Origin of the sequence: Kitasatospora sp. NPDC059722 (genome assembly GCF_042733235.1) — a bacterium.
Classification (GTDB): Bacteria; Actinomycetota; Actinomycetes; order Streptomycetales; family Streptomycetaceae; genus Kitasatospora.
The window spans coordinates 25,792-44,767 of the sequence record NZ_JBHWGD010000011.1; the positions used below are offsets into that span (position 1 = coordinate 25,792).

Genomic DNA, 18,976 nt, shown 5'->3' on the forward strand with positions numbered 1-18,976 from the left:
CGATGAGATCGACGGCGGCCACGCTACGCGACCGACAACCCAAAGTCCATACTCCGATTATGACGTGTCCTTACCGGAGAGTCTGTGCTCGATCAGTGTGACGCAAGGTGCTTCGATCAATTCGTGTGCTGTGTGCTGTCCGGGAGGATCCTGAGGCGATTTCCGTGCCGGGGCGCACTCGCGTTCCGGCCGGTTTCCGCCAGCGCGTCGGATCACCGGAACGTTCGCGTCCGGTGGGTATCCTGCCGGGGACCGCCCGACACCGGAACGCGCCTGGAGCACGTGATGGCAGCGCTGGAGACCGGCACCCTGGACGTTCCCGGGGCGCGCCTGCACCACGAGCTCAGAGGCACCGGACCACTGCTCCTGCTGGTGCCCGGCGGCGCCTCGGACGCGGCGGTGTTCGAACCACTGGCCGAGCAACTCGCCACCCGCTACCGGGTGCTGAGCTACGACCCGCGCGGAATCTCCCGCAGCCCCCTCCACGGGCCGCCGGTCGACCAGCGGGTCGACGTCCAGGCGCAGGACGCGCTCCGGCTGCTCGACCGGCACGCCGTGGGCGACGAACCGGTGCTCGCCCTGGGGAGCTGCGCCGGGGCGCTCGTGGCCCTCGAACTGCTGCGGACGCACCCCGACCGCGTGGCCGCGGTGGTCGCCCACGAGCCCCCGGCGATGCGGTTGTTGCCGGACGGCGAGGCGCAGGTCGCGTTCTTCGAGGAGGTGCACGAGACCTACCGGCGGGACGGGGCCGCGGCGGCGATGCTGAGCCTCGCGGGCGCCTTCGGCGGACGGCCGGCGCCCGCGCTGCCCGAAGTGCGGGACAACACCGAGTTCTTCCTGGCCCACGTCATGCGCCCGACGACCGCGTTCCCCCTGGACGTCGCCGCGCTCAGCGGGCTCGCCGACCGGATCACGCCGGCCGGCGGCCTGGAGTCGCGCGGCTACCTGATCCACCGTCCGGTCGCCGCTCTCGCGGCCCTCCTCGGCCGCGACCTGGCGCTCTTCCCGGGCGGCCACGCCGGGTACGCCAAGCATCCGGAGGAGTTCGCCCGGCAGTTGGGCGCCGTGCTGGACGCACTCCCGGCCGGGTCCGCGGCGGTGCCGGCGGGTCTGGAGGAGGTGTCGTGAGACTCGTGATGGGGGCGCAGAACTGCGGGTTCGGGCCGGCGGCCGAACTCGTCGCGGTCTCGCGCGCGTTGAGCGGCCACGAGCGGATCTTCGTCGGGGACGGCGTGGCCGCCGAGTTCGCGCACTGCAATCCGGACGCCTTCGACGAGATCCGCTCGCCGGCCCCGCGCGACGCGGACCTGGGCCGGCTGCTGGCCGGCTGCGACCGCGTGGTGTCCGTGATGGACGCCGACCTCGTGCTGCACGGCGTGCTGGCGGACCGGCCGGTGGTCCTGCTGGACAGCCTGTTCGCGTTCTGGCGCCTGGAACGGCCGCTCGCGGAGATCCTGCGGCTCTGCGAGACGCTTCCGCGGTCCGGGTTCGGGGCGGCGGACCGGCACCTCGGTGAACTGTCCCCGCACGAGCGGGTGGTGGCCGCCCACCTGCTGGCCACCCACGGGCTGGTGCAGAACTTCCCCGGGGTGCGGCAGCGGATCGCGGAGTTCGCCGGACTGGGGGTGGGGCGGGTGCCCCGGACGACCGGCGCGCTGGTCGATCACGACGGGCTGCGGGCGGCGGCGAGCGCGGAGCCGGCCGCGTCGGAGTACGACCTGTTGATCAACCTCGGCGGGTTCCGCAACTTCCTGCTCGACTTCGACGAGCACAACGACTACCTGCTGCTGATCGAGCGCTGGCTGCCCGACCTGCTGCGCGACTGGCCCCGGTTCCGCCGCGTCCTGGTCTGCGGCGGGCCGTTCGGCGGCCGGCGGGCGCGCACGGTCACGGTGGACGGACGGCGGGCGGACTGCCGGCTGGTGCCGCAGCGAGAGCTGCTCCGGCACGTCGCCTCCACCCCGCACTACCTGCTCACCCCCGGCCTGACCGCCCTCCACGAGGCGCTGGCGCTCGGCCGCCTCCCGCTCGCGCTGCCCGAGCAGCACTACGCGCACCTGTTCACCGTCCGCCGGCTGGAGCGGACGCTGTTCGCCAAGACCGCCGTCGGCCTGGCCGACCTGCTGCCCGACCGCCCGGTCCCGGAGGACGACTTCACGGGGACGGCGGCGCTGGTCGAGCTGGCCGGGCGGATCCGCCGCGACGACGGCCACTACGACCGGTTCCGCCGCTGCCTGAACGAGCGGATTGGACAGTACCTGGCGCTCGGGGCGGCGGAACGGCTCTCTGCCGTCGAGGAGTTGCGCGCGGCGATGGACGGACCGCCGCTGGGCGAGGTGCTCGCGGAGGCGCTGCGGTAAGCGGTGCCGCGGTAAGGCGTGCTGCGGTACGGCGTGCCGGGTCGGAGGGCGGCGGCTCTTCCGCGACGCCCTCCATCTGATACAACTGTATCAACGGGGGATGGGCGTCGGGGGGACCAGAGCATGCGGATGGCACTTGTCCGGGGAGCGGTCGTCGCCCAAGTCCTCTTCGCCGCCGTGTGGTCGGTCGGCGGGATCACAGAGGGGCGGGGCTACCGCAGCTCCGCGCACGGCATCAGCGACCTGGGCGCGCGGACGGCCGATCACGCGGGGCTCGTGCTCGCGGCGCAGGGCGTCGCGGGCGTCCTGACCATCGCGTTCGCCCTCTTCGCGCTGGGCCCGGCCCTGGCCGCCCCCGGCGGGCGGCGACCGGCGGGGGCCTGGCTCGTCGCCGCGTCCCCGCTGGGCCTGGACAACGTGTGGGACGTCCTCTTCCGCCTCGACTGCCGGGCCGCCGACCCCGGGTGCGTCCAGGGCCTCGGGTCCGGCTCGTGGCAGGCGACGGGGCACCTGGCGATCTCGTTCGTCGGCTTCCCGGTCATGGTGATCACCCCGTCCGTCCTGGCCGCCCACTTCCGCGCGAACCCGGCGTGGCAGGGCTGGTCCGGGGGCGCCCTGGCCTTCAGCCCGGTGATGTTCATCGGCGTGATCGCCTTCATCGGGCTGCACGGCCACGCCGGCGCCGGCTACGCGGAACGGGCGCTCGCCCTGGCGGCGTCGGCCGGGGTGGTCCTGCTGGCCCTCGGCACCCGCCGGGTCCTGGCCGACGGGTGCGCCCGAGGTCCGGCCGTCAGATGACGTCGGCCAGGTCCCGCAGCAGCCGGGCCTTCGCCCGCGCGCCGACGATGCTGCGCACGGGCTCGCCGTTGCGGAAGAGCACCATCGTCGGCATGGAGAGGATCGAGTAGGCCGCCTGGGACTCGGGGTTGGTGTCGACGTCCAGCTGGACGACCTTGAGCTCCCCGGCCTTCTCCCGGGCGATCTCCGCGAGCACCGGCGCGACCATCCGGCACGGCGGGCACCAGTCGGCGGTGAACTTCACCAGGACGGGCACGTCGGCCGCGAGCACCTCGGCGGCGAAGCTCGCGTCCGTCACGGCCGGAATTTCCGTTCCCGTCATCTCAACTCTCCTTCGTCTGGGCATGGTTGGTGGAAAGCTCGCAGTGCGGTTCGGGCCCGCCCGGATGCTCGGCCTCGACCCGGAGCTCGGCGCGGGCCAGCTGGGCGGCGACCCGGTCGCGCACCTCGTGCAGCCGCGCCAGGCACTCGTCCAGCTCGGCGAGCCGGCCGCGGCAGACGTCCAGCGACGCGGGGCAGGAGTCGCCCTCCGGGTGTCCAGCCTGGAGGCACTCGACGAACGGGCGGGTCTGCTCCAGGTCGAAGCCGAAGCCCTGGAGCGTCCGGATCTGCCGCAGGAGCCGCAGGTCCGCCTCGTCATACGCCCGGTACCCGTTGCCGTTGCGCCGGGCGGGCAGCAGCCCGCGCGACTCGTAGTACCGAAGGGTGCGGGTGGTCGTCCCCGCCTGTGCCGCCAGTTCGCCGATCCGCATGGAGAGAACGCTAGACCTTGACGCCGACGTCAACGCCAGCGCCGCCGTCCGGACCGGCGGGACGGGTGGGCCCGGGGTCCGTTGCGCGCTACGCTGCCCCGGCACTCGTGGACGGGGGAGAGGCGACGATGGCGCGGACGTACGAAGAGCCCTGGTACGCCACCGGGTTGAGGGCCGGGCTGGAGCTGGTGGGGTGGATCGGGCTGCCGATCGCGCTGTGGCCGCACTCGGTGCTGCTGGCGATCGGGGTGGACGTCGTGCTGATCGGCGTGCCGGCCGTGCTGCAGACGCCCGGGGACAAGCCGGGGACGGTCGTCGCGGTGCCCGGGTGGGTCACGGTCCTGATGGTGCTCGCCGAGCTCGCGGGGGCCGTCGCCGCCGCGTGGCTGCTGTTCCCGGTGTGGGCGGCGGTGCTCGTCTCCGTCCTCGCGCTCGCCTGTTGCGGTACCGAGCTGCCCCGCTGGCGGTGGCTGTTGACGCTCAGCCCGCCCGGCGGGCGCGTTCGGTGACGTTGCGGGCCATCCGGCCGAAGACCACCGAGTGGAACGGCGCGACCGACCACCAGTAGGCGTGTCCGGCCAGGCCGTGCGGGTGGAACAGCGCGCGCTGCCGGTAGCGGGTGCCGTGGTCCCCGTCCGGGGTGACGGAGAGCTCCAGCCAGGCCAGGCCGGGGAGCCGCATCTCGGCGCGCAGCCGGAGCAGGCGGCCCGGTTCGATCTCCTCGACCCGCCAGAAGTCGAGCGAGTCCCCGACCCGCAGGCGGGCCGGATCGCGGCGGCCCCGGCGCAGGCCGACGCCGCCGGCCAGGCGGTCGAGGAGGCCGCGCAGGGCCCAGGCGAGGGGGAAGGAGTACCAGCCGTTGTCGCCGCCGATGCCTTCGACCACGCGCCAGACGTCGGCCGGTGCGGCGGCGACCGTGCGTTCCCTGAGGTCCTGGTAGAGGCTGCCGCCGGCCCAGTCGGGGTCGGTGGGCAGCGGGTCGCTCGGGGCGCCGGGCAGGGAGGCGGAGGACCAGCGGGTGGCGACGTCGGCGTCCTTGATGCGGCGCAGGGCGAGCGCCACGGCCCGGTCGAAGCCGGTCAGGCCCTCCGGCGGGTCGGGCACCCACCGGGCGAGGTCGTGCTCGCCGCACACGACCTCGTGGCGCAGGGACTCGACGAGCGGCCGGGCGATGGAGCCGGGAACCGGGGTGACGAGGCCGACCCAGTGGCTGGAGAGCCCGGGAGTGAGCACGGGGACAGGGAGGATGACGCGTCGGCGCAGGCCCGCGATCCGGGCGTAGCGCCGCATCATCTCGCGGTAGGTGAGGACGTCGGGCCCGCCGATGTCGAAGGTCCGGTTGACCGACGGTGGCAGGAGCGCGGCGCCGGCCAGGTAGCGCAGGACGTCGCGGACGGCGATGGGCTGGATGCGGGTGGCGACCCAGCGCGGGGTGACCATCGCGGGCAGGCGCTCGGTGAGGTGGCGGAGCATCTCGAAGGAGGCGCTGCCGGAGCCGATGATGACGGCGGCGCGCAGTTCGGCCGTCGGCACGCCGCTGGCGCGCAGGATGCGGCCGACCTCGGCGCGGGAGCGCAGGTGCGGGGAGAGCCCGCTCTCGTCGACGCCGTCGGGGACGAGCCCGCCGAGGTAGACGATCCGGGAGACCCCCGCGGCCGCTGCGGCGGCTCCGAAGGCGTGGGCGGCCTCCCGGTCGGTGGCCTCGAACGAGGGGCCGGTGCCGAGGGAGTGGACGAGGTAGTAGGCGACGTCCACGCCGTCGAAGGCGCCGGTGAGGGTGGCGGGCCGGGTGACGTCGCCGACGGCGGTCTCGACCCGCGCCCGCCAGGGCTGGTCCCGCAGCCGTCCGGGGTCGCGCACCAGGCAGCGGACGGGGTGGCCGCGGGCGAGCAGCTCGGGGACGAGGCGGCCGCCGATGTAGCCGGTCGCGCCGGTCACCAGGCAGCGCGGCGGGGTGGGGGGCGGGTTGTTCATGTCGGGCGGTTCATGTCGGGCCGCTCATGTCGGGTCGCTCATGTCGGGCGGTTCGTGTCGGGGTCCTAGGAAGGCGTCGCGCGGTCTTCGGAGCCGGTGGCCCGGTCGGATCGGCGGAGCCCGCCGGGCCACCCTGTCAGTCCAGGCCCCGGGCGTGCCGCAGCCGCGCGGTGAGCGTGTCGGGGTCGATGATCGGCGCCGGGTAGTCGGGGGCGAGGAGCCAGGGGCGGTGGATGGTGGCCCCCGGGAGGTGGGCGAGTTCGGGCACCCACCGGCGGACGTACGTCCCGTCCGGGTCGTAGCGGTCGGCCTGGCGCAGCGGGTTGAGGACCCGGTTGGGGCGGGTGTCGGTGCCGGTCCCCGCGACCCACTGCCAGTTGAGCTGGTTGTTGGCCACGTCGCCGTCGACGAGCAGGGAGAGGAAGTGGGCGGCGCCGATGCGCCAGTCCAGGTAGAGGCTCTTCGCGAGGAAGCTGGCCGTCAGCAGCCGGCCGCGGTTGTGCATCCAGCCCTCGTGGGCGAGCTGGCGCATCGCCGCGTCGATGATCGGATAGCCGGTGCGGCCCCGGCGCCACGCCTCGGCCTCGCCGTCGTCGTGGTGCCAGTGGTCGTCCTTGGTGCGGTAGTCCCGCCGGGCGGCGTGGGGGCGGGCGGCGAGGACCTGGTGGTGGAAGTCGCGCCAGGCGAGCTGCCGGACGAAGGCCTGGGCTCCGTCACCGCCGTGCTGCTGGGCGCGGACGGCGAGTTCGGTGGGGGACAGGCAGCCGAAGTGCAGGTAGGGGGAGAGACGGGACGTGGCGTCGGCGGCGAGGTCGTCGTGGATGTCGGCGTACGCGTCGATGTCCCAGCGGCGCCGGGCCTCGCGGGCGGCCGTTTCACCTCCGCGTGGCAGGGCGGGCGAGGCCGGGCGGGCGGTGGGCAGGTGCTCGCCGCCGATGCCGTCCGGCGTGTCGAGCTTCCGGGGCGCGCCCAGGACGGTCCGCCAGGGGGCCTCCTGCCAGACGCGGTGGTACGGGGTGAAGACCGCGTAGTGGTCGCGGTTCGCCGGGGTGAGCCGGCCCGCTCCGACGACCGTCAGCGAGGCGTCGTGGACGTGCAGGCGGTCGCCGAAGTGCTTGCGCAGCGCGGCCTCGCGCCGCCGGGCGTAGGCGCTGACCCCGGCGGCGAGGTGGACGGTGCCCGCGGCGGCCTCGGTCGCCACGCGCGCCGCCTGCTCGGCGGTGTCACCGCGGCGCAGCACGAGCCGGGAGCCGGTGCGCCGCAGCGAGGCGTCCAGGTCGGCGAGGCAGTCGGCGAGGAACGCCAGCCGGTTGGGGGCGGCGAAGCCGGCGGCCTCGACGGCGGGGTCGAGGACGAACAGCGGCACGACCTCGTCGCCCGCGGCGCGGGCGGCGTGCAGGACGGGGTTGTCGTGCAGGCGCAGGTCCTGGGTGAACAGGGCGATGGAGACGGTCACGGGTGGGGCCTCGCAGGTGGTGCGGTCGGGGTGCTCGGGTCCCGGCGCGGCGGCAGCGGCACGAACCCGCTGGTGCGGGCCGCGTACTCGGCCCAGCCGGGGCGTTCGGCGGCGAGCCGGCGCTCCAGCATCGGCTTTCCGCTGCCGAACGCCAGCAACCAGGTCATCAGGAGGGGGCTGAGGACGAACGCCCATCCGACGGGCGTGTCGGCGACGAGCAGGAAGACGCCCCACCAGACGCACGCGTCGCCGAAGTAGTTGGGGTGGCGGGTGTAGCGCCACAGGCCGCGGTCCATGATCCGGCCCCGGTTGGCGGGGTCGGCCTTGAAGCGGGTGAGCTGCCGATCGCCGACCGCCTCGAAGGCCAGGCCGACGCTCCACAGCCCGACCCCGGCCCAGGCGAGCGCGCCGGGCGGGGACGGCACGTACTGCGCCGCCTGGACGGGCAGCGAGACGAACCAGACGATCGCGGCCTGGAGCAGGTACACCTTGCGCAGCGCGTACCGGACGCGGGCCGGGCCCTCGGGCACGCGGGCGAGCATGCGGGCGTAGCGCCGGTCCTCCGGCAGGCCCCGGGCGCGCCACCACAGGTGGGCGGAGAGCCGGACGCCCCACACCGCGACGAGCACGGTGACGAGCACCCGCCGGCCGGGGTCGCCCCGGCCGTCCGACAGGAGGTAGCCGACGAGCGCGAGTTCGGCGAACGCCAGGCCCCACGCGACGTCGACCGCCCGGTGCCGGCCGGTGCGCACCCCGACGACGAACGTCGCGAGCATGATCGCGAGGACGGCGGCGGCGGTGACGGCGAGGTTGAGCGCGAACGCGCCGCCGTCCGGGACGGCCCGGCTCACGAGGGCGCCCCGCGGGTGAGGAGGATCTGGTGGACGTCCAGGTAGCCGGCGCGGAACCCGGCCTCGGAGTGCGCGAGGTACAGCTCCCAGGTGCGCCGGAACACGTCGTCGAAGCCGAGTGCCGCGACCTGGCCGGCGTGCGCGGTGAACCGCTCGCGCCACAGCCGCAGCGTCTCGGCGTAGTGCGGCCCGTACGCGTCGGCCGCGCGCACGCGCAGGGCGGTGTGCCGGGCGGCGGTCTCGGAGACCGCCCGCAGGGACGGGATCAGGCCGCCCGGGAAGACGTACTTGAGGATCCACGTGTAGGTGCGGCTGCTCGCGGTCATCCGGTCGTGCGGCATGGTGATCGCCTGCAGGGCGACGCGTCCGCCGGGTGCGAGGACCCGGTCGAGCGTGCGGAAGTAGCCCGGCCAGAACGGCCGTCCGACGGCCTCGATCATCTCCGCGCTGACCACGGCGTCGTACGCGCCCTCGGCGGCGCGGTAGTCGCAGAGCCGCACCTCGGCCCGTCCCTCGTACCCGGCCTCGGCGATCCGGCGGCGGGCGAGGGCGAGCTGTTCCTCGGACAGCGTGAGGCTGACCACCCGGGCGCCGCGCGCGGCCGCCCGCAGCGCCAGTTCGCCCCAGCCGGTGCCGATCTCCAGCAGCCGGGTGCCGGGGCCGACGCCGGCGAGGTCGAGCAGCCGGTCGATCTTGCGGTGCTGGGCGGTGGTCAGGCCGTCCCAGGTCGCGAGCGGCGCCCGGCCGGGGCCGGTCGGGAAGAGCGCCGCCGAGTAGGTCATGGTCGGGTCGAGGAAGAGCGCGAACAGGTCGTTCGACAGGTCGTAGTGGCGCGGGATGTTGCGCCGGGCGCCGTCGACCGTGGACGACTCGGCGGCCGGCGGGCGCTGGACGTACAGCCGGCGCAGCCAGCGGGTGCCGGCCGGGACGAGGGTCTGCGGGGCGGCGGCGAGCGCGGTGAGCAGCGCGGTCAGGTCGGGGCTGTCCCAGTCGCCGGCCTGGTAGGCCTCGCCGAAGCCGATCAGGCCGCTCTCGCCGACGCGGTGGAGGAACGCCCGCGGGTGGTGCAGCCGCAGGACGGGGGCGCCGGGTGCGGCGGGGCGCAGGACGCGCCCGCCGGGCAGTTCGACGCGCAGGCCGCGGCGGGCGGCGACCCGGCTCAGCAGCCGGCCGGCGACGGCGGCGCGCAGCGGGGCGTGCGGCACGCGGGCGACGTCGGGCCAGCGGGCGGGGTCGACGACCGGGGTCGGCGGGGCGGGTGGCGCCGACCGCGGGGCGGCCGGGGTGGTGGTCATGCGGAGGGCACCTCTTCCTCGCGTACGGGGTGCCCGGCGGCGGGCTGGGCGCTGTCGGGGACGGGCCGGGGGTGAACGGGCCTGGGGTGAACGGGCAGGCCGCGCAGCCACAGCCGGACGCCCTGGTAGCGGATGTGCAGGCTCACGGCCTGCGTGGCGAACGGGTGCCGCAGGGCGGCCCGCAGCAGGGCGGCGGGGCTCGCCGGGTGAGCGGTACCGCGCACGGTGGCGGTGAAGACGCGCCCGCCGGGGCGCTCCAGGTGGACGGCGAGGCGGAGGTGCTCGCCCGGCTCCGGCAGGGACATCCGGTAGCCGCCGTCGACCGGGAAGAACGGCGAGACGTGGAACTCCTTCGGCGTCCCGGCCAGGCCCTCGGCGTCCGGGCGCAGCAGGTAGCGGTGGCGGCCGCCGTAAGTGTTGTGCACCTCGGCGACGGTGCAGAGCGGGCGCCCGGCCTCGTCGCGGCACCAGTACACGGTGAGGGGGTTGAACACGTGCCCGAGCGACCTGGCCTGAGTGAGCATCAGTACCTGGCCGCGGCCCAGGTGCACACCCCGGGCGGCGAGGTGGTCCCGGAGATCCTGCCGGATCGTCGCGTTCCCGTAGCCGGGGTCGAGGTGGTGGTCTCGGGGCCGGAAGGAGGCCAGTGCTCCCAGCGGCCAGGGGAGTCGGGGGAGCCGGTCGAGATCCACCAGCCACAGGTAGCCGCGGTGCCGGAAGGCGTGCCGCAGCGGGGCCGTGCGCACGTGGGCGATGCGCGTGTCGTACAGCACGGCGCCCCAGGGGCCGGGCAGGCGGCGGACGTCGGCGGTCACGGCGCCTCCGCCCCGAGCAGGGACAGGGCCGCGCGGACACCCGAGCGGCAGCCGTCCTCGTGGAACCCCCAGCCGTGGTACGCGCCGGCGAACGCGGTTGTGGCGGTGGCGAGTTCGGGGAGGCGGCGCTGGGCGGCGACGGTCCCGGCGGTGTAGATCGGGTGCTCGTAGACCGTGCGGGAGACCACCAGGTCCTCGGGGACGGTGTCGTGCTCGTCCTCGTTGAGCGTGACCAGGTAGTCGTCGCCGGTGTCCAGCCGTAGCAGCCGGTTGAGGTGGTAGCTCACCCGCACCCGGTCGGCGGGGCCGTCGCACGCGGGCATCCGGTAGTTCCACGAGGCCCGGGCCCAGCCGGCCTCCGGGAGGAGGGAGGAATCGCGGTGCAGGACGGTCGGGTTGCGCGAGTACCGGAAGGCGCTGAGGACCTCCAGCTCGGCGTCGGTCGGGTCGGTGAGCAGCCGCAGCGCCTGGTCGGCGTGGGTGGCGATCACCACGGCGTCCGCCCGGGTGCGCCGTCCGTCCGCGGTGACGACCGTGACGCCGCCCGGGTGGCGGCGCACCGCCCGGACGGGGGCCGACCGGTGCACCGTGCCCTGCCGCTCGGCGAGCTTCCCGGCGATCCGCTCGACGTACGTCCGGGAGCCGCCGACGACCGTGCGCCAGGTCGGCGAGCCGTTCACGCTGAGGAGGCCGTGGTTGTCGAGGAACCTGAACAGGTAGCGCGCCGGGTAGTCGCCCGCGAGATCCGGCGCGCACGACCACACCGCCGAGACCACGGGCGTCATGAAGTGGCTCACGAAGTACGGCGAGAAGCCCTCGGTGGCGAGGAACTCGCGCAGGCTGGGGCCGTCGTCCCCGGGCCTCGCGAGCAGGCGGCGGGCCCGCCGGTGGAAGCGCGGCACCTCGGCCAGCATCCGCAGGTACCGGCCGCGCAGCGCGGCCCCGGGCCGGGCCAGCAGACCGGCCGGGCCGCGCGCACCGGCGTACTCCAGGCCGCACCCGTCGCAGTGCACGGACAGGCTCATGTCGCTGGCCCGGGTGCGAACACCGAGCTCGGCGAACAGCCGCACGAGGTGCGGGTAGGTGCGCTCGTTGTGCACCAGGAACCCGGTGTCCAGGGCCGCCGCGCGCCCGGCCGGCCCGACGGCCTCCTGCGTGTGCGCGTGCCCGCCGAGCCGCTCGTCCGCCTCGAACAGCTCGACCCGCACGCCCGCCCCGGACAGCTCGTACGCGGCGGTGAGCCCGGCCACGCCGGCGCCCACCACCACCGCGTGGCGCACGGGCGGTCCGCTCCGGGGCCGCGGGACGGCTCCGGAGGTGGAGACGGTGTCGACTGTCGTCACGAAGGCCCCTCGGTTCGTCGGGGCCGCGGGTGCGGCCCGGGTGCTGTCTGCACCGAACCTTCGGAGCCGTCCATTCGGCGGATTGGTCGGGGCATCGGCCGGCGGATCGGGCCGTGGCGCCGGCGATGTGCCGCGGCCGGGACTACGGGACGACCGCTTCCTCCAGCAGGTCGAGCGCGCCCGCCAGGGTGCGGGGGCTCGCGGTGCGGGCCGGCAGCCGGGAGCGGTCCCAGCCGGGACCGGCGACCAGCACCACCGCCCGGCCGCGGGAGCCGCGCGGCCCCCACGCACTGTCGGTCACCCGCCGCACCAGCTGCCGGTCGGCCGTCCGCCGGTCCTGCGACCAGAGCATCACCGCACCCGGGCCGATCCGCTGCACCGCGTCGAGCAGCGCCCGCGGCGGGACCGTCGACCCGAGCATCCGGAACGGCAGGGCGCGCGCGGTCAGCCCGGCCGCGGTGGCGTCCAGCGGCAGCGTGTGCCGCTCGGCGGGCATCGCGGCCAGCACGACCGGCGGCACCGCCCGGACCTCCGCGGGCTGTACGGCGGCATGCCGCAGCACCGAGGCCACGTGCCAGGACAGCAGGTGCTCGACCTCGACGTACTGCTCGCCCTCGGCGGCCCACTTGCGGCCGGCGGCGCGCAGCGCGGGCATCATCACCTCCGTCCACGCGTCCACGACCCCCAGCGCGTGGACGGCGTCGCGCAGGATCCGGGCCACCTCCGGGGCGTCCAGCCGTACGGCCGCCCGGGCCAGGCCGCGGCACTCGGGGCGTACCGTCCCCACGCGCAGCGCCCGGCTTCCCCCGGGGCGTGCGGTCGCCGTCTCCTCGGGCTGGAACGGCTCCGCACTCGCCGTCGCGAGGACCACCCGCGCGGCCTCGCCCGGCGGGACACCACGGGCCGTCAGCCGGCACATGGCCTCCAGCACCGCGATGTCCCGCGCGCTCCAGCGGCGGTGGTGCCCGGGCTCCCGGTCCGACGGGCCGATGCCGTAGCGGCGCTCCCACGAGCGGACCGTCGTCGGCGACACGCCCAGGCGCCGGGCCACGCTCCCGGTGGGCATCCCGGCGTCGGGCACGGGCGGTTCGGCCATCAGGTCCTCCGGGAACGGGGTGTCCGAAGCCCCCGGAGAGTCACCGGAGGTGCACCCATTGTCGTCCGGCCGGCGGTCCCGGCCGACGGCCTTCGGGCCGGCACTCATCCGAGGCCGACCGCAGGACCGGTGGCGAACGACGCCCGCAGCCGGATCAGCCCGTCCCGCATGCGCGTCTTGACCGTGCCCAGCGGCACGCGGAGCATCTGCGCGATCTCACGCTGCGAGTACCCGCCGTAGTACGCCAGCACCAGCGACTCGCGCTGCACCCGGCTCAGCCCCGCGAGCGCGGCCCGTACCCGCTCCACGTCCAGCTCGCGTTCCACCAGGTCGACGACCGACTCGCCGACGGGCGGTTCGAGCGACGCGGCGCGCGTCTCCCGGTCCGACGCGGCCTGCACCGACCTGACCCGGTCCACGGCGCGGCGGCGGGCGATCGTGAGCACCCACGCCATCACCGTGCCCCGCTCCGGCCGGTACCCGGCTGCCCCGCGCCACACCTCCAGCAGCACCTCCTGCGCCACCTCCTCGGCGTGCGCCGGATTGCGCAGCGTCCGGACGGCGGTGCCGTAGACCGGTCCGGCGACGGCGTCGTACAGCCGGGCGAAGGCCTCCTCGCTCCCGCCCGCCACGGCCACGACGAGCCGGCACAACTCCTCGGGCGCCACGTCGTTGATCCAGGGGAGGGGCTGCACATCGGGTCGCTGCTGCGTGCAGAGGGTCACACGGCAACGGTGCGGCCGGGCGGATGACCGAGACCACTCGCAGCGTCTGTGCAGCGTTTCGCCCGCGCGGGCTTCCTACATCCGGGCCTTGAGCACGTCGAACTCGCAGCCCGGCGCGGACGGGTCGAAGCCGTGCTCGACCAGCCAGCGGCTCGCCAGCAGGCTCCGCAACGACCACCACGCGCGGATCACGTCGACGTCCACGTCGGCGCCGTAGCCGGCGAGGACGTCGCCGAGGTGCTCCTCGTGGCCGAGCGTCAGGACGGCGAGGTCGAACAGGGCGTCGCCCCGGGCGGCCTCGGACCAGTCGATGATGCCGGTGACCTCGTCGCCGTCGACGAACACGTGACCGGTCTGCAGGTCGCCGTGCGTGAACACCGGGGTCCACGGCCGCAGCGCGGCCTCGGCGACCCGCCGGTTGCGGGTGACGAGGTCGGCGGGCAGGACGGCGTTCGCCACGAGCCACGCGCACTCGCGGTCGAGGTCCGCCGCCAACTCGTCCACTCCCCGGGCCGACCACGGCGGCAACGGCGCGTCGTGCAGCCTGCGTGCGGCGGCGCCGGCCGCGGCCCACGCCGCCGGTGACGCGGCCGACGGTTCGCCGAGCCGGCCGAGCGCCCGCCCCGGCAGTGCGGCGATCGCGAGCACGGGCGGCTCGTACCACAGCACCTCCGGCGTCGGCACCGGCGCCAGGGCCATCGCCTCGACCTCGACGTCCATGCGCGCCCGGTCGGCGTCCACCTTCAGGAACACGTCGCCGACGCGCAGGGTCGCGCGCTCGGAATGGGCGACGACGACCTCGATCTCATCCATGGCGAGCAGTATCCCGGGAGGGCCGTGGATGTCGCAGGGAATATTCGACCGGCCGACTCCGGACGGCTCGTCGTGTCAACCGCGCCACACCTGACGGAATGTCACGGTCGCGTCCCTGTCATGTCCTGATGATTGTGACGCCACGCGTGCCACCGAATGCCGTCGGACGACCGTCCTGTGAGGTGTCCACGCAGTCAGCACGAACCGTCATCGGGGAGCCACCATGTCCGTCCGCAACCGCCGCCCTCTGCTCGTCCCCGCCGTCCTCGTCGTCGGGGCCGGACTCGCCCTGACCGCCTGCGGGCCCGACAACGCCGACCCGGTCGCGGGCCCGACGGCCACCGCGGCGCCCACCAAGGGAGCCGTCACGCCCCCGACGGGCGCCGCGTCGCGCCCCGCCACGCACACGCCTCCCACCGGGGGCACCGGCGCCGCCACCGATCCGTGCGACATCCAGCACCTCTCGATCCACGTGACGGCACGCGCCGGGGCGCCCAACCAGTGGGTCATCGACGTCCGCAACACCGGCGCGAGCGCCTGCACCCTGAGCTCGTCCCCGGGGGTCGACCTGGGCAACTCCGCCGCGCGCGACCAGAGCAAGAACATCAAGCCGGTGCTCGCCAGCGGGACTTCGCGCTTCCCGGTCCCGGCCGGCAAGAACGCCTACGCCGTGATCGACCTCGACCCGAGCGGCGCCACCACCGGCACCGCCCCCGGCATCAACGAACTCAACGTCCTGGCCGACGAGGAGGGCACCAACATGCCCCTCGCGAACACCCAGAACTTCCCGCTCCCCGACGGCGTCCGCGTCCTGAACCCCCGCATGGGCCTCTACCGGGCCACCACGGCGGAGGCGGTCGCCTCCATGACGGCGGCACCCAAGTAGCACCGACACGGTCCCAGGCGCGGCGCCCGTCACGTCGCGGCGCACCCGGGCCCAGGAAGTAGCACGATGATCGGATGGCAATGGACGTGTAAATTGCTGCATCGGTGTGACAGTCGGAGGCACTTCAAGCGCCGATCAGTGGTGAAGGACGGGACGTGGCCGCAGATGGCAGGCTCCGCATCGACGGCATCCGGTCCTGGCCCGGCGCCCCCGACCCCTCGGGCGTGCCCCTGATCGGCCGGGAGCGCGAACTGGCCGCGCTGGCCTCGTTCGTGAGCGCGCCCGAGGGCCGGGCCCTGGTGCTGCGGGGCGAGGCGGGCGTGGGCAAGAGCGCCCTGGTCGGCCACGCGGCCGGGCTGGCCGACCGGGAAGGGCACGCACTGATCCGGGTCACGGGGGTCGAGGCGGAGTCCGAGCTGCCGTTCGCCGGGCTGCACCAGTGCCTCTACCCCGTGCTGGACCGCACCGCCCGCCTCGGCGCGCGGCAACGGGCGCTCCTCGACGTCGTGTTCGGGCGCGGCACTGGCGAGCCGCCGTCCGTCATGGCCCTCGGCATCGCCGTGCTCGACCTGCTGTCCCCGGCCGGCGCCGAGCGGCCGCTGACGCTGCTGATCGACGACGGGCACTGGCTGGACGACGCCAGCGCCGAGGTGTGCGGGTTCGTCGCCCGCCGGCTGGCGGCCGGCCCGGTGAAGATGCTGATCGCCCTGCGGGCCGACGAGCGTTCCCGCTTCGACGACGCCCGCCTCCCGGAACTGCCGGTGGCGCCGCTGTCCGACGAGGACGCCGAGCGTCTCCTGGAGCTGCACCGTCCACGGCTCGACGCGCGCGCCCGCCGCACCGTCCTCGACCACGCCCGGGGCAACCCGCTGGCGCTGTACGAGCTCCCGCCCGGCCCGGCCGCGCCGCACCCCGGCGGCGGTCTGCCGGGCGCCGCCGGTCTCCCGCTGCCCCGGCGCCTCCAACTCCTCTACGCCGCACGGATCGAGCGCCTGGAGCCCGGCACCCGCGCCGAACTGCTGCGGGGCGCCCTCGACGGCACCGCCGGCCGGCAGCGCGGCGGCGACCACGGCTCGCGGTACCGGATGCGCGGCGTCGAGGAGGCCGCCGCCTCCGGTCTGCTCGACGTCGACGCGGCCGGCGGCGACTTCGTCTTCCGCCACCCGCTGGTGCGCTCCGCCGTCGTCCAGCTGGCGACGCCCGAGCAGTGCCGCGCCGCGCACGCCGAACTGGCCCGGGTGCACCGGGCGGACGTCGAGCGGTACGCCGGCCACCTGGCCGCGGCGGCCGTCGACCCCGACGAGTCCGTGGCGGCGGCGCTGGAAGCCGCGGCCGGCTCCGCGACCCGGCGCGGCGGCGCGGCGGCCGCCGTCAGCTGGCTGACCCGCGCGGCCGAGCTGAGCGAGGACCCCGCGCAGCGCTCCCGGCGGCTCGGCGACGCGGCCTACACGGCCGGTCAGGCGGCGCTGCTGGACGAGGCCCAGCGGCTGCTCCACCGCTCGGAGCCGGAACCCGGCGCGGCCGAGCCGCTGGCCGCCGTGCTCACCTCCGCCCACGCCGACTTCGTCCAGTCCGGGGCGGTCCGGCCCGCCTTCCAGCGGCTCGCGGCGGCGGTCGAGCGCCGGGCGGACGGGGCGGCGCGGACCGGTGACGGGACCCTGAGCCGCGACGAGACCCTGACCCGTGACGAGACGCTGGCCCGCGCGGCGGACGCCCTGGTGACGATGGCCCACTACGCGGGCGACCCCGCCCTGTGGCAGCGGACGGACCGCATCCTCGACGCCCTCGGCGACCTGGTCCACCCCCTGACGGCGATGTACCACGACGCGAGCGCCGTGGCCCGCAGCGGGGTCGGCCTGCGGGCGCGCCTGGAGCGGGCGTTCGCCGATCCGGCGAACCTGGCCCCCTGGGACCTGGCGCGGTTGGGGGTCTGCGCGTCCCACGTCGACGTCCTGAACCAGTACCGCACCCAGCTGCGGGGCGCGGTCGAGCGCGAGCAGGAGGCCGGCGCCGTGTCGAGCGTCATGGTCCTGCTGCGGATGCTGATGCTGGACCGGATGTACTCCGGCGAGTGGGACGAGGCGCGCCGGCTGGCGCAGCGGGCGCTGGACCTGGCCACCGCGCACGGTCACGTCCTGCTCGCCTACCACGCCCGCGCCTGCCTCGGGCAGCTCGCCGCCCGGCAGGGGAGGCTCGACGAGGCGCGCGAGCTGCAGTCCGCCGTGGACGCCTGGGCGCGGCCGCGCGGCGTCGGCCTGCTCACCCAGATCACCGAGGCGATCGCCACCGGAGCGGCGCTCACCGAAGGCGACTTCGAGGCGGCCTACCTGTACGCCATCGGCATGACGCCACCCGGCAGCTTCGACCGCCACGCCCACCAGATCGCCCCGCGGGCGCTGCTCGAACTGGCCGAGGCCGCGCTGTACAGCGGCCGCCGCGAGCAGGCGCGCCGGCACGCGCTCGCGGCGTGCGACGCGGGCCTGCCGGAGGCGTCCCCGCGGCTGGCCCTGTCCGCCTACGGCGCCCTCGCGATGACCGCGGACGACCTGACGGAGGCCGCGCGGACGTACGCGCGCGTCGAGGCGTACCCCGAGGCTCAGGACTTCCCCTTCGAACTGGCGCGGATCCGCCTGGCGCACGGCATCAGGCTGCGGCAGCTGAAGGCGCCCCGGGCGGCCCGGCAGGCCCCGCTGCTGCTGGCCGCCGAGGAGTTCGACCGGCTCGGCGCGACGGCGTGGGAGAACCGGGCCCGCGCCGAGCTGCGCGAAGTCGGCCTGCCCTCGGGCCCGGCGGCTCCGGAACCCGCGGCCCTGACCTGGCAGGAGCGCCGGATCGCCGACCTCGCCGCGAGCGGGCTCACGAACAAGGAGATCGGCGAGCGGACCCGGCTGTCCCCGCGCACCGTCAGTTCGCACCTCTACCGCGTCTTCCCCAAATTGGGCATCACGACGAGGGCCGCGCTGCGCGACGCGCTGAGCCGGCTGCCGGAGGCCGACGGGACCGACAGGACCGACGCGGCCGGGTGAGGCGGAACCTGTCCGGCCGTCAGCCCGCCGGGGGCGGTGGCGTCACCAGGCCGCGCCCGACGACCGCCAGGACGGTGTGCGTGGCGGACTCGACCTCCGCGGGCGGCAGCGTGCGCAGCGGTCCGTCGACCAGGAGTGCGCTGAGGCCGTGGACCGCGGACCACGCGGCGTACTGGGCACCGGGGCGGTGCTCGGCGGGCATCGCCCCGGCCTCGACCAGGTCGTCGAGTGCTGCGCCCAGGATCAGGTAGGGATCCGTCCCCGGGTCGGCTCGGACGTCTCGGTCTGCGGCTTCGGCGACTTCGGTGGATTCGGCGGTCGGCGGTTCCGGCTCGGTCGCGCAGAGCCGCTTGCCGCCCGGTGAGGCTCCGGAGAACGCGGTGCGGAACCAGCCGGGTTCGGTGAGGGCGAAGTCGACGTAGGCGCGGCCGATGGCCTCCAGCCGGTCGGCGGCCCGGGTGGCCGGGTCCGGTGCGGTCGCCCGGGCCGCGCGCTCCAGCATGAGCCGGCCGAGGTGGTGCATGCAGCGCTCGCCGACGGCCGCGATGAGGTCCTCGTGGTCGGCGAAGTGGCGGTAGGCGGCGTTGTGGGACACGCCGGCGGCCCGGCTCGCCGCCCTCAGCACCACCGCGTCCGGCCCTCCGGTGCGGGCCAGCGCGACCCCGGCCTCGATCAGGGCCTCCCGCAGTCCGCCGTGGTGGTAGCCCCGGCGGGGCGCGGGCTCGGCGGTGCCTGTGGCGGTCTCCACGGATTCCATGTTGACATTGTCCATTTTGAGTGGAATCG

The 18,976-nt window shown here is 75.5% G+C and carries 18 protein-coding genes; 6 read left to right on the forward strand and 12 right to left on the reverse strand.

Annotated features, from left to right (window positions below; translation table 11 throughout):
* The first annotated feature begins 285 nt into the window (after positions 1-285).
* The 3 genes from ACFV4F_RS09400 to ACFV4F_RS09410 all read left to right on the forward strand — a co-directional run bounded on the left by ACFV4F_RS09400 (position 286) and on the right by ACFV4F_RS09410 (position 3,158).
* Positions 286-1,128 (forward strand): alpha/beta fold hydrolase, encoded by an 843-nt coding sequence (locus tag ACFV4F_RS09400; protein WP_380442884.1) that lies wholly within the window; start codon positions 286-288, stop codon positions 1,126-1,128.
* The gene (locus tag ACFV4F_RS09405) at positions 1,125-2,360 is read left to right on the forward strand and encodes a hypothetical protein (RefSeq protein ID WP_380501254.1); all 1,236 of its coding nucleotides are present in this window, start codon (positions 1,125-1,127) and stop codon (positions 2,358-2,360) included. Before ACFV4F_RS09400 ends, ACFV4F_RS09405 begins: the two co-directional genes overlap by 4 nt.
* Positions 2,361-2,483: 123 nt before the next feature.
* Entirely contained in the window at positions 2,484-3,158 is a 675-nt protein-coding gene (locus ACFV4F_RS09410) for a DUF998 domain-containing protein (protein WP_380501256.1), read from the forward strand.
* On the opposite strand, the gene trxA is transcribed toward ACFV4F_RS09410, so the two are convergent.
* On the reverse strand, positions 3,151-3,480 hold the full coding sequence (gene trxA, locus ACFV4F_RS09415; RefSeq protein ID WP_380442878.1) for a thioredoxin: 330 nt from the start codon (positions 3,478-3,480) through the stop codon (positions 3,151-3,153). The two genes, ACFV4F_RS09410 and trxA, sit on opposite strands and share 8 nt — an antisense overlap.
* Position 3,481: 1 nt before the next feature.
* A complete protein-coding gene (locus tag ACFV4F_RS09420) occupies positions 3,482-3,910 on the reverse strand; it encodes a MerR family transcriptional regulator (RefSeq protein ID WP_380501258.1) in 429 nt (142 codons plus the stop codon).
* A 128-nt stretch (positions 3,911-4,038) separates the two neighbouring features.
* Between ACFV4F_RS09420 and ACFV4F_RS09425 the strand changes: the two genes are divergently transcribed.
* Entirely contained in the window at positions 4,039-4,419 is a 381-nt protein-coding gene (locus tag ACFV4F_RS09425) for a hypothetical protein (protein ID WP_380501260.1), read from the forward strand.
* Here the strand turns inward: ACFV4F_RS09425 and ACFV4F_RS09430 are convergent.
* The 9 genes from ACFV4F_RS09430 to ACFV4F_RS09470 form a co-directional block, all read right to left on the reverse strand.
* Complete coding sequence (locus ACFV4F_RS09430; RefSeq protein ID WP_380501262.1) at positions 4,391-5,884, reverse strand: SDR family oxidoreductase; 1,494 nt, start codon at positions 5,882-5,884, stop codon at positions 4,391-4,393. The two genes, ACFV4F_RS09425 and ACFV4F_RS09430, sit on opposite strands and share 29 nt — an antisense overlap.
* 136 nt (positions 5,885-6,020) lie before the next feature.
* Positions 6,021-7,340 carry a cryptochrome/photolyase family protein gene (locus ACFV4F_RS09435; RefSeq protein ID WP_380501264.1) on the reverse strand — a complete coding sequence of 440 codons (1,320 nt, stop codon included), beginning with the start codon at positions 7,338-7,340 and terminating at the stop codon, positions 6,021-6,023.
* On the reverse strand, positions 7,337-8,116 hold the full coding sequence (locus ACFV4F_RS09440; RefSeq protein ID WP_380501464.1) for a DUF1295 domain-containing protein: 780 nt from the start codon (positions 8,114-8,116) through the stop codon (positions 7,337-7,339). The genes ACFV4F_RS09435 and ACFV4F_RS09440 overlap by 4 nt, the downstream gene beginning before the upstream one ends.
* 71 nt (positions 8,117-8,187) lie before the next feature.
* A complete protein-coding gene (locus tag ACFV4F_RS09445; protein ID WP_380501266.1) occupies positions 8,188-9,486 on the reverse strand; it encodes a class I SAM-dependent methyltransferase in 1,299 nt (432 codons plus the stop codon).
* A complete protein-coding gene (locus ACFV4F_RS09450) occupies positions 9,483-10,301 on the reverse strand; it encodes a DUF1365 domain-containing protein (protein WP_380501268.1) in 819 nt (272 codons plus the stop codon). Before ACFV4F_RS09450 ends, ACFV4F_RS09445 begins: the two co-directional genes overlap by 4 nt.
* On the reverse strand, positions 10,298-11,581 hold the full coding sequence (locus ACFV4F_RS09455; RefSeq protein ID WP_380501466.1) for an NAD(P)/FAD-dependent oxidoreductase: 1,284 nt from the start codon (positions 11,579-11,581) through the stop codon (positions 10,298-10,300). The genes ACFV4F_RS09450 and ACFV4F_RS09455 overlap by 4 nt, the downstream gene beginning before the upstream one ends.
* Positions 11,582-11,786: 205 nt before the next feature.
* Positions 11,787-12,740: a MerR family transcriptional regulator gene (locus ACFV4F_RS09460; protein ID WP_380501270.1), complete on the reverse strand. Its 954-nt coding sequence runs from the start codon at positions 12,738-12,740 to the stop codon at positions 11,787-11,789.
* Positions 12,741-12,844: 104 nt separating this feature from the next.
* The gene (locus ACFV4F_RS09465; protein WP_380442862.1) at positions 12,845-13,465 is read right to left on the reverse strand and encodes a sigma-70 family RNA polymerase sigma factor; all 621 of its coding nucleotides are present in this window, start codon (positions 13,463-13,465) and stop codon (positions 12,845-12,847) included.
* Between the two features lie 75 nt (positions 13,466-13,540).
* Positions 13,541-14,278, reverse strand: coding sequence for a phosphotransferase family protein (locus ACFV4F_RS09470; protein WP_380501272.1), 738 nt, complete (start codon positions 14,276-14,278; stop codon positions 13,541-13,543).
* Between the two features lie 223 nt (positions 14,279-14,501).
* Between ACFV4F_RS09470 and ACFV4F_RS09475 the strand changes: the two genes are divergently transcribed.
* Positions 14,502-15,164, forward strand: a complete 663-nt coding sequence (locus tag ACFV4F_RS09475) for a DUF4232 domain-containing protein (protein WP_380442858.1) — start codon at positions 14,502-14,504, stop codon at positions 15,162-15,164.
* A 155-nt stretch (positions 15,165-15,319) separates the two neighbouring features.
* Positions 15,320-18,190: an AAA family ATPase gene (locus ACFV4F_RS09480; protein ID WP_380501274.1), complete on the forward strand. Its 2,871-nt coding sequence runs from the start codon at positions 15,320-15,322 to the stop codon at positions 18,188-18,190.
* Positions 18,191-18,209: 19 nt separating this feature from the next.
* On the opposite strand, the gene ACFV4F_RS09485 is transcribed toward ACFV4F_RS09480, so the two are convergent.
* Entirely contained in the window at positions 18,210-18,947 is a 738-nt protein-coding gene (locus tag ACFV4F_RS09485) for a TetR/AcrR family transcriptional regulator (protein WP_380501276.1), read from the reverse strand.
* Positions 18,948-18,976: the final 29 nt, after the last annotated feature.

Coding starts and splice junctions, on each gene's coding strand:
- ACFV4F_RS09400 (WP_380442884.1), top strand. CDS start 286: ATGGCAGCGCTGGAGACCGGCACCCTGGACGTTCCCGGGGCGCGCCTG.
- ACFV4F_RS09410 (WP_380501256.1), top strand. CDS start 2,484: ATGCGGATGGCACTTGTCCGGGGAGCGGTCGTCGCCCAAGTCCTCTTC.
- trxA (WP_380442878.1), bottom strand. CDS start 3,480: ATGACGGGAACGGAAATTCCGGCCGTGACGGACGCGAGCTTCGCCGCC.
- ACFV4F_RS09420 (WP_380501258.1), bottom strand. CDS start 3,910: ATGCGGATCGGCGAACTGGCGGCACAGGCGGGGACGACCACCCGCACC.
- ACFV4F_RS09425 (WP_380501260.1), top strand. CDS start 4,039: ATGGCGCGGACGTACGAAGAGCCCTGGTACGCCACCGGGTTGAGGGCC.
- ACFV4F_RS09430 (WP_380501262.1), bottom strand. CDS start 5,884: ATGAACAACCCGCCCCCCACCCCGCCGCGCTGCCTGGTGACCGGCGCG.
- ACFV4F_RS09440 (WP_380501464.1), bottom strand. CDS start 8,116: ATGCTCGCGACGTTCGTCGTCGGGGTGCGCACCGGCCGGCACCGGGCG.
- ACFV4F_RS09445 (WP_380501266.1), bottom strand. CDS start 9,486: ATGACCACCACCCCGGCCGCCCCGCGGTCGGCGCCACCCGCCCCGCCG.
- ACFV4F_RS09460 (WP_380501270.1), bottom strand. CDS start 12,740: ATGGCCGAACCGCCCGTGCCCGACGCCGGGATGCCCACCGGGAGCGTG.
- ACFV4F_RS09470 (WP_380501272.1), bottom strand. CDS start 14,278: ATGGATGAGATCGAGGTCGTCGTCGCCCATTCCGAGCGCGCGACCCTG.
- ACFV4F_RS09475 (WP_380442858.1), top strand. CDS start 14,502: ATGTCCGTCCGCAACCGCCGCCCTCTGCTCGTCCCCGCCGTCCTCGTC.
- ACFV4F_RS09485 (WP_380501276.1), bottom strand. CDS start 18,947: ATGGAATCCGTGGAGACCGCCACAGGCACCGCCGAGCCCGCGCCCCGC.